At 71.3% G+C, this 13899-nt stretch carries 12 protein-coding genes; 9 read left to right on the plus strand and 3 right to left on the minus strand.

All coding sequences use genetic code 11. The features are described from left to right. Positions 1–37: 37 nt before the first annotated feature. Positions 38–958 carry a heme o synthase gene (locus VHU88_16445; GenBank protein HEX3613279.1) on the minus strand — a complete coding sequence of 307 codons (921 nt, stop codon included), beginning with the start codon at positions 956–958 and terminating at the stop codon, positions 38–40. Positions 959–1190: 232 nt separating this feature from the next. On the opposite strand from VHU88_16445, the gene tkt reads away from it, so the two are divergent. From tkt to pgl, 6 genes are read left to right on the plus strand one after another with little or no spacing between them, the layout of a single operon-like run. After that, on the plus strand, positions 1191–3275 hold the full coding sequence (gene tkt, locus VHU88_16450; GenBank protein ID HEX3613280.1) for a transketolase: 2085 nt from the start codon (positions 1191–1193) through the stop codon (positions 3273–3275). Positions 3276–3328: 53 nt separating this feature from the next. Then, positions 3329–4450 (plus strand): transaldolase, encoded by a 1122-nt coding sequence (gene tal / locus VHU88_16455; protein HEX3613281.1) that lies wholly within the window; start codon positions 3329–3331, stop codon positions 4448–4450. After that, the gene (locus tag VHU88_16460) at positions 4447–6087 is read left to right on the plus strand and encodes a glucose-6-phosphate isomerase (protein HEX3613282.1); all 1641 of its coding nucleotides are present in this window, start codon (positions 4447–4449) and stop codon (positions 6085–6087) included. The genes tal and VHU88_16460 overlap by 4 nt, the downstream gene beginning before the upstream one ends. Then, a complete protein-coding gene (gene zwf, locus VHU88_16465; GenBank protein HEX3613283.1) occupies positions 6084–7664 on the plus strand; it encodes a glucose-6-phosphate dehydrogenase in 1581 nt (526 codons plus the stop codon). Before VHU88_16460 ends, zwf begins: the two co-directional genes overlap by 4 nt. A 52-nt stretch (positions 7665–7716) precedes the next feature. Continuing rightward, positions 7717–8643, plus strand: a complete 927-nt coding sequence (locus VHU88_16470) for a glucose-6-phosphate dehydrogenase assembly protein OpcA (GenBank protein HEX3613284.1) — start codon at positions 7717–7719, stop codon at positions 8641–8643. Beyond that, positions 8640–9419 (plus strand): 6-phosphogluconolactonase, encoded by a 780-nt coding sequence (pgl, locus tag VHU88_16475; protein ID HEX3613285.1) that lies wholly within the window; start codon positions 8640–8642, stop codon positions 9417–9419. Before VHU88_16470 ends, pgl begins: the two co-directional genes overlap by 4 nt. Positions 9420–9464: 45 nt before the next feature. Here the strand turns inward: pgl and VHU88_16480 are convergent, their stop codons facing one another. Together VHU88_16480 and VHU88_16485 are read right to left on the minus strand one after the other, a co-directional pair. After that, positions 9465–9881, minus strand: coding sequence for an SAV_6107 family HEPN domain-containing protein (locus tag VHU88_16480; GenBank protein ID HEX3613286.1), 417 nt, complete (start codon positions 9879–9881; stop codon positions 9465–9467). 155 nt (positions 9882–10036) lie between these two features. After that, a complete protein-coding gene (locus VHU88_16485) occupies positions 10037–10918 on the minus strand; it encodes an SDR family NAD(P)-dependent oxidoreductase (protein HEX3613287.1) in 882 nt (293 codons plus the stop codon). A 105-nt stretch (positions 10919–11023) separates the two neighbouring features. Between VHU88_16485 and VHU88_16490 the strand changes: the two genes are divergently transcribed. From VHU88_16490 to VHU88_16500, 3 genes are all read left to right on the plus strand, one after another. Further along, positions 11024–11389: an ArsC/Spx/MgsR family protein gene (locus VHU88_16490; protein ID HEX3613288.1), complete on the plus strand. Its 366-nt coding sequence runs from the start codon at positions 11024–11026 to the stop codon at positions 11387–11389. Continuing rightward, complete coding sequence (locus VHU88_16495) at positions 11386–13011, plus strand: NAD(P)/FAD-dependent oxidoreductase (GenBank protein HEX3613289.1); 1626 nt, start codon at positions 11386–11388, stop codon at positions 13009–13011. Before VHU88_16490 ends, VHU88_16495 begins: the two co-directional genes overlap by 4 nt. Positions 13012–13138: 127 nt before the next feature. Next, entirely contained in the window at positions 13139–13888 is a 750-nt protein-coding gene (locus VHU88_16500) for a VOC family protein (GenBank protein HEX3613290.1), read from the plus strand. Positions 13889–13899: the final 11 nt, after the last annotated feature.

Consider the following 13899-nt stretch of genomic DNA (forward strand, 5'->3'; position numbering starts at 1 on the left):
CCCCACGGCAGAAGATGCGAGATAGGGGGCCCCAGCGTCAGGCGAACACGACGGCGTCGATGGCGATCGTGAGGAAGAGCAGCGCCAGGTAGGTGTTCGACAGGTGGAACAGGCGCATCGGCGACAGCTCGACGCCGGTGACCCCGCGGCGCACCTGGCGGAGCAGGCGGTGGGCCTCGGCGAGCATCAGCGCGCCCAGCAAGCCGGCCACCACCGGGTACAGCCAGCCGGTGTGGGCCACGGGCCACAGAACCACGGAGGTCGCCACGGTCGCCCAGGTGTAGACGGTCATCTCGGTGATGACCCGTCGCTCCCCCGCGACCACCGGAAGCATCGGCACGCCGGCGGCGGCATAGTCGTCGCGGTAGCGCATCGCCAGAGCCCAGAAGTGCGGCGGCGTCCAGAAGAACACGACCAGGAACAGCACCAGCGGGGCCCACGAGACCGAGTCGGTAACCGCGGTCCAGCCGATCAACGGCGGGAAGCATCCGGCCGCGCCACCCCAGACGATGTTCTGGGCCGTACGGCGCTTGAGGAGCATCGTGTAGCCGAAGACGTAGAACAGGTTCGCCGTCAGCGCGAGCATCGCGGACAGCCAGTTCACCGCGAACCCGAGCAGCAGGGTCGCGACGATCCCGAGCACCACGCCGAAGACCACGGTCTCCCGCGCGCTGACCCCGTGCATCGGCAGCGGCCGACGTCGCGTGCGACGCATGTCGGCGTCGATGTCGCGGTCGAGGTAGCAGTTCAGGACGTTCGCGCTGCCCGCGGCGAGCGTGCCGCCGACCAGAGTGGCCAACACCAGCCAGGCACCGGGAATCCCCCGGTCGGCCAGGAACATCACCGGCGCAGTGGTGACGAGCAGCAGCTCGATGATCCGCGGCTTGGTGAGCGCGACGTAGGCCCGCAATGTCTGTCCGGCGGTGCGTCGGCCGAGGGCCGACGGCTCGACTGGCACCTCGCCAGAATCGTCAAGGCTCTGCGGCGCGTAGCCGGTTCCGTGGGCGACCATGCCGCCCCGCGGCCGACCGGTGTCGAGTGTTGTCACACGCACCTTCGGGTCTGACTGAAGCGCTGGAGCGTCCGGGTCCGGACGTGGGGCGCATACGACGGGCGACGCCAACTGTAGCCCGGCCATTCACCCTCGACGCCCAGCGGGTGCGCTGGCGACGATGGGTAGGGTCAGGCTCATGGGAGCGAAGCTGACCTGGTCCGATCTCGACGACCGTGCCGTGGCCACCGCACGGGTGCTGGCGATGGACGCGGTGCAGGCCGCGGGCAACGGCCATCCGGGCACCGCAATGGCGCTCGCGCCTGCCGCGTACCTCACCTACCAGCGCCTGTTGCGCCACGACCCGACCGAGCCGCACTGGCTGGGTCGCGACCGGTTCGTATTGTCCTGCGGACACTCCAGCCTGACCCAGTACATCCAGCTGTTCATGTCCGGCTACGGGCTGACGCTGGAGGACCTGACCCACCTACGGCAGTGGGGCAGCCTGACCCCGGGCCACCCGGAGGTCGGCCACACCGCCGGCATCGAGACGACCACCGGTCCGCTCGGAGCGGGTCTGGCCACCTCGGTCGGCATGGCGATGTCGGCTCGGCGCGCGCGGTACCTGTTCGACCCGGAGGCCGCGCCCGGCGCCAGCGTGTTCGACCACACGATCTGGGTCTTCGCCTCCGACGGTGACATGGAGGAGGGCGTCGCCTCCGAGGCCTCCTCGCTGGCCGGCACCCAGCAGTTGGGAAACCTCGTCGTCCTCTACGACGACAACCACATCTCGATCGAGGGCAACACCGACGTCGCGTTCACCGAGGACGTCGTCGCCCGTTACGCCGCCTACGGCTGGCACACCCAGCGGGTCGAGAACGCCAACGACATTGCAGCCCTGTACGCGGCGCTGACCACGGCCCGCGACCACCACGAGGCGCCGTCGCTGGTCGCCGTCCGCTCGATCATCGCCTGGCCGGCGCCGCACCTGCAGAACACGGGCAAGGCGCACGGGTCTGCGCTGGGCGCGGCCGAGGTGGCCGCGACCAAGCAGATCCTCGGATTCGACCCGGAGCGCAACTTCGACGTCGACGACGCGGTGCTCACCCACGCCCGGGAGGTCGTCGACCGAGGCCGGGCGATCCACGCGGAGTGGGACACCCGTTACGCGACCTGGCGCTCGGCCAACGCTGACCGCGCCGCCGAACTGGACCGCATGCTGGCCCGGCGGCTGCCCGACGGCTGGGCCGCGAAGCTGCCGTCGTACCCGGCAGGCAAGGACGTCGCCACCCGCAAGGCCTCCGGCGAGGTGCTCAACGCCATCGCCGGCGCCGTGCCCGAGTTGTGGGGCGGGTCGGCCGACCTGGCCGAGTCGAACCTGACGAACATCGAGGGCGAGACCTCCTTCCTGCCCGCCGGATCCCAGGTGAAGGGCGCCGATCCGGCCGGCCGCAACATCCACTTCGGCGTGCGCGAGCACGCGATGGGCTCGGCGATGAACGGCATCGCCCTGGACGGGTTCTTCCGCCCCTACGGCGGCACGTTCCTGGTCTTCTCCGACTACATGCGCGGTGCCGTACGACTGGGGGCGCTGATGAAGCAGCCGGTCGTTTACGTCTGGACGCACGACTCGATCGGGTTGGGCGAGGACGGCCCGACCCATCAGCCGGTCGAGCACATGTGGGCCCTGCGCGCGATCCCCGGCCTCGACGTGGTGCGCCCGGGCGACGCGAACGAGACCGTCGTGGCCTGGCGCACGATCCTGGAGAACCCGCACGGCCCGGCGGCGCTCGCGCTGACCCGCCAGGGCGTGCCGACCTTCGACCGGTCGAACGGGTTCGCGTCGGCCGAGGGCGTGTCCCGCGGTGGGTACGTCCTGCAGGAGGCGGGCAGTGGTCTGCCGGAGCTGATCCTGATCGGCACGGGCAGTGAGCTGCAGTTGGCGGTTGGGGCCCGCGAGGCGTTGGAGGCCGAGGGGGTGCCCACCCGCGTGGTGTCGATGCCCTGCGTCGAATGGTTCAACGCCCAGGACGACGCCTACCGGCAGAGCGTTCTGCCGCCCGGAGTCAAGGCCCGAGTCGCGGTCGAGGCGGGCATCGCCCAGGGTTGGTGGCGCTACGTCGGCGACGGCGGGGAGGTCGTCGGGCTCGAGCACTTCGGTGCCTCCGCCCCGTACGCGACCCTCTACGAGCAGTTCGGCATCACGGTGCCCGCGGTGGTCGCGGCCGCGCACCGCAGCCTCGCCCGAACGAAGGGCGAGAAGGGCAGCAAGACGGGTAACTGACGGCCCATCAGGTCGTTCGCGGAATTCAGCCGGCGGTGAGAGACGGAGACGAGATGGTGGGGAACGAACGGCTGAGCGCATTGAGCGCGGCTGGTGTGGCGATCTGGCTGGACGACCTGTCGCGAGCGCGGTTGCGCGACGGCAGCCTCGCGGCGCTGGTTCGTGACAAGAATGTGGTCGGCGTGACGACGAACCCGTCCATCTTCCAGAACGCGGTCTCGAAGTCCGACCTGTACGACCCGCAGATCGCCGACCTCGCCGCACGCGGAGTGGGCGTCGACGAGGCGGTGCGCTCGATCACCACTGCCGACGTGCGCGACGCCTGCGATGTGCTGCGTCCGGTCTACGACGCGAGCGAAGGCGTCGACGGCCGGGTCTCCATCGAGGTGGACCCGCGCTTCGCGAACAAGACCGCGGCGACGATCGCTGAGGCCCGCGCGTTGTGGTGGGCGGTCGACCGGCCGAACCTCTACATCAAGATCCCGGGGACCCTCGCGGGTCTCCCGGCGATCGCGCAGTGCCTGGCCGAGGGCATCAGCATCAACGTCACGCTGATCTTCTCCCTCGACCGCTACCGCGCGGTGATGAACGCCTTCCTCGACGGCGTCGAGCGGGCCCGGGCCGCCGGCCACCCACTGGAGCACCTGGGCTCGGTGGCCTCGTTCTTCGTGTCCCGGGTGGACACCGAGATCGACAAGCGGCTGGACAAGCTCGGGACCCCAGAGGCCACGGAGCTGCGCGGCAAGTCCGCGGTCGCCAATGCCCGGCTGGCCTTCCAGGCCTACGAGGAGGTGTTCGGCTCGGCCCGGTGGCAGGCGTTGGCCGCCGCGGGCGCCAGACCGCAGCGCCCGCTCTGGGCTTCCACCGGCGTCAAGGACCCGGCGTACCCGGACACCCTTTACGTCGACGACCTGGTCACGGCCGGCGTCGTGAACACGATGCCGGAGGCGACGCTCAACGCGGTCGCGGACCACGGCGGCGACGGTTCGGACTCGATCCGGTCGCACTACACCGAGGCTGCCGCAGTGCTGGCCGGCGTCGCAGCGCAGGGCATCTCCTACGACGACGTGGTCGACCTGCTCGAGCGCGAGGGCGTCGACAAGTTCGTGAGTGCCTGGGACGAGTTGCTCGGCTCGATCTCCGCGGAGCTCGACCGACTGCGGGGTGGCGCATGAGTCATCCCGCCAGTTCGGCCGCGGCCGCCGGCGTGACCGTCCGGATCCTCGACGACGCCGTGCGCGAGGCGGCCGCCGCGGCGCTGCTCGACGCGATCGGCGCCGACACCGCCCCCCGGCTGGCCGAGGCCGACCCGACGCTGTGGGGGCCCGAGGCGCAGCCCGAGGCGAGCATCCGGCTCGGCTGGATGGACGTCACGGTCGCCTCGCGTGGCCTGCTGCCCCAGCTTCGCGAACTGGTCGACTGGTGCCGCAGCGCCGGGCTCAACCATGTCGTGCTGGCCGGCATGGGCGGCTCGTCGCTGGCACCGGAGGTAATCACCCGCAGCGCCGGCAAGCCACTGACCGTGCTCGACACCACAGACCCGGGGCAGGTGCGCCGAGCGCTGGCCGACCGCCTGGACCGCACCGTGGTCGTCGTGGCCAGCAAGAGCGGTGGCACCGTCGAGACCGATTCGCACCGTCGGGTCTACGAGAAGGCTTTTGCGGACGGGGGTCTGACGCACAATCAGATCGCCGCGCGGATCGTCGTGGTCACCGACCCGGGCTCGCCGCTGGAGAAGACCGCTCGCGACGCGGGCTACCGGGTCTTCCTGGCCGACCCCAACATCGGTGGCCGCTACAGCGCGCTCAGCGCCTTCGGACTGGTGCCCTCCGCGTTGGCCGGCGTCGATGTGGAGGCGTTACTGGATGCCGCCGACGCGGTTCGTCCGGCCCTGGCCGAGAACGAGGACAATCCCGGACTGCTGCTCGGTGCCGCGCTGGGCGGAGCCGTGGACGAGGGCCGCGACAAGCTGGTGATCGGCGACCTGGACCCGGCGCTGGTCGGGTTCGGCGACTGGGCCGAGCAGTTGATCGCCGAGTCGACCGGCAAGGCCGGCACGGGGATCCTGCCGGTCGTCGTCGAGGGCCCGAACGCCCCGGGCTGGGTCGATGCCGGTCCGGACTCGATCCTCGCCGCGCTCGGCGACGCCAAGAGCGCCTCGATCTCGACCACCGGGCCGCTGGGCGCACAGTTCCTGGTCTGGGAGTACGCCACCGCAGTGGCCGGCCGGTCGTTGGGAATCAACCCGTTCGACCAGCCGAACGTCACCGAGTCCAAGGAGAACACCAACCGCCTGCTGGCTGACTCCGGCCCGGACGGCCCGGTGGTCCCCGCGCCGCTGCTGACCGACGGACCGGTCGAGGTCTACGGCGACCCGCACGCGTTCGACGGCGCCAAGTCGCTGACCGACGCGCTCGAGACGCTGCTCGCCTCGGTCGAGGAGGGCGGCTACCTCGCGGTGATGGCCTACCTGGACCGCTTCGCGGACGCGGACGCCGCCGGGTTACGGCCGGCGCTGGCCCGACGTCTGAGGGATCGTCAGGTCACCTTCGGCTGGGGCCCGCGGTTCCTGCACTCGACCGGGCAGTTCCACAAGGGCGGCCCGCAGGTCGGGGTGTTCCTGCAGCTGACCGGAGCCGTCGCCAAGGACCTCGCGATCCCGGGTCGGCCGTTCACGTTCGGCGCGTTGCATCTGGCTCAGGCCCTGGGCGACCTCGGTGCCCTGACCGGACGCGGCAGGCCCGCGCTCCGACTGCATCTGACGGATCGTCAGGCCGGTTTGGAGTCCGTGCTGGCCGCGATCGGCCGATGAGCGAGCGCGGCGAGCTCATCAATGGACATAGCGCCGGCGGGGCGATGAACCCGCTGCGCGACCCGCGCGACAAGCGCCTGCCACGGGTCGCCGGCCCCTGCGGGATGGTGATCTTCGGGGTCACCGGCGACCTGGCCACCAAGAAGGTCATGCCGGCGATCTACGACCTGGCCAACCGCGGGCTGCTGCCCCCGGGCTTCTCACTGGTCGGTTACGCCAGACGCGACTGGGCCGATGAGGACTTCGCCCAGACCGTCCGCGACGCGGTGGCCGCTCACTCCCGGACCGGCTTCCGTGAGGAGGTCTGGGCACAGTTGGCGGACGGTTTCCGCTTCGTGCCCGGCGACTTCAGCGACGACGACGCCTTCGTCAAGCTGTGCCAGACGATTGCCGAACTGGACGAGACCCGTGGCACCGGCGGGAACCACGCCTTTTACCTGTCGATCCCGCCGAGGTTCTTCCCCGACGTGACGGCGCAGCTGTCCAAGCACGGCTTGGCCCAACCATGCGCGCCACTCCCGGACGGGCGCGTGCCGTGGCGCCGGGTCGTCGTCGAGAAGCCGTTCGGCCGCGACCTGGCCAGCGCTCAGCAGCTGAACCAGTTGCTGGAGGGCGTCTTCCCGGCCGAGTCGGTATTCCGCATCGATCACTACCTGGGCAAGGAGACCGTCCAGAACATCTTGGCGATCCGGTTCGCCAACCAGTTGTTCGAGCCGATCTGGAACCGTAACTTCGTCGACCACGTGCAGATCACGATGGCCGAGGACATCGGGATCGGCACCCGCGCCGGCTACTACGACGGCATCGGCGCCGCCCGCGACGTGATCCAGAACCACCTGCTCCAACTACTGGCGCTGATCGCGATGGAGGAGCCGGTCTCGTTCCGCGCGGACGACCTGCGGGCCGAGAAGGAGAAGGTCCTCTCGGCGATCCGGCTGCCTGCGGATCTGGCTGCCTCGACCGCCCGGGGCCGGTACTCGGCGGGCTGGCAGGGCGGCGCCAAGGTGCCCGGTTTCCTTGACGAGCACGGGATTCCGGCGGACTCGCGGACCGAGACCTTCGCGGCCATGAAGCTGGAACTCGACACACGGCGCTGGGCCGGCGTCCCGTTCTACCTGCGGGCGGGCAAGCGCCTGGGCCGTCGGGTCACCGAGGTCGCGTTGGTCTTCCAGCGCGTGCCGCACCTGCCGTTCGAGGCGACCGCGACCGAGGAACTCGGCCAGAACGCGTTGGTGTTCCGCATCCAGCCGGACGAGGGCGTCACGGTCCGGTTCGGCTCGAAGGTCCCGGGGTCGTCGATGGAGGTCCGCGACGTCAACATGGACTTCGCCTACGGCGGGTCGTTCGCCGAGAGTTCGCCGGAGGCCTACGAGCGGCTGATCCTCGACGTGCTGCTGGGCGACCCGCCGCTGTTCCCGCGCAGCCGGGAGGTCGAGTTGTCCTGGCAGGTGCTCGACCCGATCGAGGAGTTCTGGGCTACCCAATCTCCGCCGGAGGACTACCAGTCCGGCACCTGGGGCCCGGCTTCGGCCGACGCGATGATGGCCCGCGACGGGCGTACCTGGCGGCGCCCGTGACGCGCTGCCCGCTGCTTCCCGACTTCTGCCGGCAACCGTGGGGGTGGCACCGGTGAGCAACACCTTGTCCGACACCTCGGCGGCCGACATCGACCGCGCGCTGGTGGACGCCCGGCGGGCCCACGGCGGGCCGACGGCCGGGCACGTGCTGACCCTGCTCGTGGCCGCGGAGAGCCACGAGCACAACGCGGCGATCCAGGCCACGACGGCGACCGCGGTGGAGCACCCGTCGCGGATCCTGGTGCTGCGCAAGCACCCGGGACCCGGCCCGGGTCGGCTGGACGCCGAGGTCTTCGGCAGCGGCGACCGCGGTCCGGGCGAGTTGGTGATCCTCGACCTGCGCGGCGAACTGGCCGAGCACGCCGAGTCCGTGGTCATGCCCCTGTTGCTGCCGGACACCCCGGTCGTCACCTACTGGCCGGGTGTCGGGCCGGACGACCCGGCCCGGGATCCGCTGGGTCGCCTCAGCCAGCGTCGGATCACCGACCTGGCAGGCTGCGGCGACCCGACGGGGACGTTGCGGCGACGCGCCGCGCACTACGTCGAGGGCGACACCGACCTGGCCTGGACCCGGTTGACGCTGTGGCGCACGTTGCTCGCGACCGCGCTGGACCAGTACGCGGGCCGACCGACCGGTGCCCGGGTCGCCGCCGAGGCCGGCAACGCCAGCGCCGAACTGCTGGCGATCTGGTTGGAGTGCCGGCTCGGGGTCGGCGTCGACCGCGAGGTCTCCGCCGGCCCCGGGCTGACCGACGTGGTGCTGATGCTCGGCGCGGACGAGGTCGCGGTCAGCCGCACCGACGGCCGGCTGGCGACGCTGCGTTCTCCTGGCCACTCGACGCCGCAACCGATCGCGCTGAAGCGTCGCGACCTGGCCGAGTTGATGGGCGAGGAACTGCGGCAACTCAATCCCGACGACATCTACGGCGATTGCCTGGCCGCGTTGGCGAGCCGCAACGCAGAAGGGTCCGGATCATGACACCGACGGTGATCGTGCACCGCGATCAGCAGACCCTGGCCGCCGCGGTGGCAGCACGCCTGGTGACCCGACTGGTGGACGTACAGGCCGCCCGCCGCACTGCCTCGGTGGTCCTGACCGGCGGCGGCATGGGCATCGGGACGCTGAGTGCACTCGCCGCGATGCCCGCACGCGACGCCGTCGACTGGCGCAACCTCGACGTCTGGTGGGGCGACGAGCGGTTCCTGCCCTCCGGTCACGAGGACCGCAACGAGACCCAGGCCCGCGGCGCGCTGCTCGACCACGTCCCGCTCGACCCGGCGCGGATCCACGCGATGCCCGCCAGCGACGGCCAGGCCGGCAACGATCCGGAGGCTGCGGCAGAGCTGTACGCCAAGGCGCTGGAGGCTGCGACCGCACCGGAGGACCACGGCAGCGTGCCGAGCTTCGACGTGCTGATGCTCGGCGTCGGCCCGGACGGCCACGTCGCGTCGCTGTTCCCCGAGAAGCCCGCCCTGCACGAGACCGTGCGCTCGGTCGTGGCGGTCCGCGGTGCTCCCAAGCCGCCGCCGACCCGCATCAGCCTGACTCTGCCCGCGATCCGCTCGGCCCGTGAGGTCTGGATGATCGTCGCCGGAGCCGAGAAAGCCGCCGCGGTGCGGATGGCCCTGTCCGGCGCCGGGACGATGCAGATCCCGGCCGCCGGCGCAGCCGGCCGCGCCCGAACGTTGTGGCTGCTGGACCGCGCCGCAGCCGCCGAGGTCCCGGCCTCGCTGTCCCGGCTCGCCTCCCCCTGAGCCAGTCGTGCCCTGAGCCAGTCGTGTGCCCTGAGCCGGCCTCCGTCAGGCCGCCAGCAGCGCCCGGACCACCCCTAGGAACGTTCCTGAGTCGCGCATGAGCCCGTCGGCCTCGCTGTCCGACACGGCCGAGCTCAACCCGGCGGAGGCCGCGGCACGTTTGTCGGCCCCGGCGGCGAAATGCGCCGCCCAGGGCGCCAACTCCGGCGCCGCGACCGCCAACTCGGCCCAGGCGTTGGCTGGGGCCCGACGTGGTGTGGCCCGGCCCTCCCGTGCCCGGGGGGGCGGCGCCGCGGCCAACGGCCGGGCAGCCAGGACGGCAGCAGCAGCCCGCAGCGCCGCGAGGTGCGCGGCCGCGTACCGATCGGCCGGGCGGGTCGCCAGACCGGCAAGGCTCAGGTCCCGATCGGCCGCGGACAGCAGTTCGTCCGGCCGCCCCGCACGCGACGGGCAAGAGATCATCGACAGTCCTCCGTGCTCGGGCACCGGCGCGGCGGTCTGGGGGTCGAGGTCAGGCCGCCGCAGCCGGTGCGTTCAGAGTGTATCGAAAATATGTTCGATACAAGGAGCACAGTAGAACTCGTCACCGACAATTTCCGAACTTGGGGCCGGGAGCGTCAGCTGCGCTCCATCTGTCGCGTCCGGTCCGTGACCCGGCCGGACTGCGCCAGCCGGTCCATCACCTTGGTGGCCACCCGCATGCCGGCCCAGAACACCGGCGGGGCGTAGCGCTTCACGCCCCACAGCACCCGGCCCTCGACGTGCGGCAGGCACCAGAAGCGGTCCCGGCCCAGCGAACGCAGCACCTTTCGGGCGACGTCGTCCGCGGTCAGCTTCGGCCCGGGCAGAGCGCCGGCAAGCATCTGCCGCGCGATCACCTCGAACGACGGGTCGGTGGCCCGCATCGTGTCGGCCAGGTTCGTCGCGAAGAAACTCGGGCACACCACCGTCGTCCGCACGTGCGCCGGTGCCAGCTCGTGCCGCATGGTCTCCGACAGCGAGATGACGGCGGCCTTGGTGACGTTGTAAGCGGCCATGTTCGGCATGTTCACCAGGCCTGCCAGGGACGCGATGTTCACCACGTGCCCGCCTCCCTGCTCGGCGAACACCGGCAGGAACGTGTGCACCCCGCGCACGACGCCCTTGAGATTGATGTCGATGATCCAGTCCCAGTCTGCCATCGGGATGTCCGCGATCGGTCCGCCGTGTGCCACCCCGGCGTTGTTCACCAGGACGTCCAAGCCGCTCCACTCGCGTCGACACCACTCGCGGACGGAGATCCACGCGGCCTCGTCGCGGACATCGAGCGGCAGGAACGCGACGCGCTCGACGTCCTCTCCCGTCTCCCGCAGGCGCTCGGCGAACTCCAGGCGGGCCAGCTCACCCGCCGCCACGTTCACGTCGGTGATCAGCACGCGAGCACCGTCGGCGAGCGCCGCCGCGGCGAGTGCGCGCCCGAGCCCGGACGCCCCACCCGTGATCAGGATCCGTCGGTCCACGGGAACTCCCTCCAGAAAACTTACTCTTAGTAAGATACACCTCGAGCGGCCCACCACAACATCTGCGGGCGACGTCCGCAGATGTCGCGGCTAGTCTCCGCAACCATGGAGATCTGGCTCAACCCGGCCTGTTCGAAGTGCCGCGTCGCCACCGAGGCGCTCGACGCGGCAGGCATCGAGTACACCGTCCGCCGTTACCTCGACGACCCGCCCACGGCCGCCGAGTTGACCGAGGTGCTCGACCGCCTGGGCCTGGAGCCATGGGACATTGCCCGCACCGGCGAGTCCGTCACCGCCGGCCTCGGTCTGCGCGACCGACCGCGCACGCCCGCGGACCGGGCCGGTTGGATCGAGGTCATGATCGCCAATCCGATCCTGATCCAGCGGCCGATCCTGACCGCCGGCGACGGGACCACCGTGGTCGGCCGCACCCCCGAGGAACTCGACCGGGCCCTGGCCGCGGACAGTTGACCGGCCCGACGGACGCGGTCGACGTCGCCGGCCACTGCGCATCCTCGGTGTCCGACGCCGACGAGCTCGTTGCAGACGTCGCCGTCGTCGGCGCCGGCCACAACGCGCTCGTCGCCGCCTGCTACCTGGCCCGGGCCGGCCTGCAGGTCGCGGTGTTCGAACGCGACGCGGTACCCGGCGGCGCGGTCTCGACGATCGAACGCTTCCCCGGGCACCGGGTCGACCGAGGCTCGAGCCTGCACGTCATGGTGCGGCACACCGACCTGATCGAGGATCTCGAACTCGGCGAGTGCGGCCTGCGCTACCTCGACGCCGACCCCTGGGGTTACGCGCCCGCGCAGTCCCCCGACGAGCCCGGCATCGTCTTCGCGACCGACCTGGACCGGACGACGGACTCGATCGCCGCGGCCTGCGGCGCTACGGACGCGGCGGCCTACCGCACGTTGGTCGAGCGGCTGACCCCGTTGACCCGTCGCCTGCTGGCGACCTTCACCGACTCCCCCACGATGTCGCGGATCGCCCGTAACGCAGGTAATCTGACGATCGATCAGAACCGGCCGGAGACCGCCCGGTGGTTCCTCCAACCGGCCGACCACCTGCTGGACGCCACGTTTCGCAGCGAGCGATTGAAGGCCGCGCTGGCCTGGTTGGTCTCGCAGTCCGGGCCGCCGGCCCACGAGCCGGGCACCGCCGGGCACCTGATGTGGCTGGGCCTGCTGCACACCCGGGCCCCGGGCCGACCGATCGGCGGCTCCGGCGAACTGTCCGTGGCGCTGGCCGAGCGACTGCGGCGCAGCGGCGGCAGCCTGCACCTGGCCGACCCGGTGAGCGAGGTCCTCGTGCGGGGCGGTCGGGCGGTCGGGGTGCGGACGTCCACCGGTCGCGCGGTGCGTGCCCGGGTCGTGCTCAGCGGGACCCACGTGCTGACCACCCTCGACCTGCTCGGCACGCCAGCCGCCGACCCGACGCGCCTGCGCATCCGCGTCGGCGACGGGATCGGCGTCGCGGTGCGCATCGTCACCGTCCGGCTGCCGATCTACCCTGACGCACCGTCAGATGCCTTACGCGGCATGCAGTTGCTCGTCGAGGACCGACGAACCCTGCGGGCCGCCTACGGTGCCTACCTGGTCGGTGCGGCCCCCCGTGAACCTGCGGTGCTGGCGATGACCCCCACCGCGCTCGACCCGTCGCTGGCACCGGCCGGTGAGCACAACCTGACCCTGTGGGCGCAGTGGCATCGCCGCCACCTCGCCGCCGGCATCGACTGGGACGACCTGCGCGAGCAGACCGCCGAGTCGGTCATCGCGCAGGTCGAGCGGCGCGCCCCGGGTTTCGCCGGCTCGGTCCGGGCCACCCACGTTCAGACGCCGAAGGACCTGGAGCGCGAGCTCGACCTGCGGGGCGGCAACGTCATGCACGTGGAAATGGCGCTGGACGCGATGTTCCGGCTGCGGCCCGTGCCGGAGTTCGCGCACTACCGCGGTCCAGTCCCCGGCCTCTATCTGACCGGGGCCTCCACACACCCCGGCGGTGGCGTGTTCGGCGCCTCGGGGCGCAACGCGGCCCGGACGATACTGCGCGACCTGGCTCGCGTCCGGCGCCGCGGCAGCCGCCGGCAGTGATCCTCGCTGCCTCGTCAACAGACTCAATCGGCTCCGGAGCCCCCGAGAAGGCTCGCAAGCTCGCTTTCTCGCGCTCCTCTCGCCTTCCTCGACTGTAGGGTCGGCCTCAGCGATTGGGGGATGCGCCGTGACCGTGATCTACCCACCGGGAACGCCGTGCTGGTTGGACCTGACCTGCCAGGTCCAGTCGAAGGCGGCGGACTTCTACGAGGGCCTGTTCGGCTGGCGGGTCCGCGACGACTACGCGGACGGCTTCGCGAACTTCGCCGTCGGCGAGGAGCGGGTGGCCGGGATCGGACCCTCCGGAGAGCGACCGGCCAGCTGGAACGTCTACCTCTGCGTCGCGAACCTCGAGCAGACCCTGGCCGACGTGGTGGAGTTCGGCGGTATGGCCCTGGTGCGGCCGGTCGACCTCGGTAGCGACGGCCGGGGCGCCGCCGCACAAGACCCGACCGGGGCGGTGTTCTCGTTGTGGGAGCCGCGTGGATTCACCGGCGCCTCCCTCACCGACGTCCCGAACAGCTGGTGCTGGACCGAGTTGATCACCCCTGACGTCGACACCGCCGCGCAGTTCTACGCGAACGTGTTCGGCTGGGTCGTCGACCTGCAGTCGATCGGCGAGTTCAGCTACGCGCTGGCCCGACTGAACGGCATCGGCGTCGCCGGGATGGTCTGCCCCCCGGGCGCGGTGGAGATCCACCCTGCGTGGACGGTGACATTCGCGGTCGACGACGTCGACGACGCGGTCGCCAAGGCCGTCGAACTCGGCGGCCAGGTGGCGACCCCGGCTACCGACGTGCCCAACATGGGCCGCTACGCCGCGCTCGGCGGGGTTGCCGGCGAGGCGTTCTCGATCGTCACCCGCACCAGCGCCTGAGGGCGATCCTT

The organism is Sporichthyaceae bacterium, assembly GCA_036269075.1.
Classification (GTDB): Bacteria; Actinomycetota; Actinomycetes; order Sporichthyales; family Sporichthyaceae; genus DASQPJ01.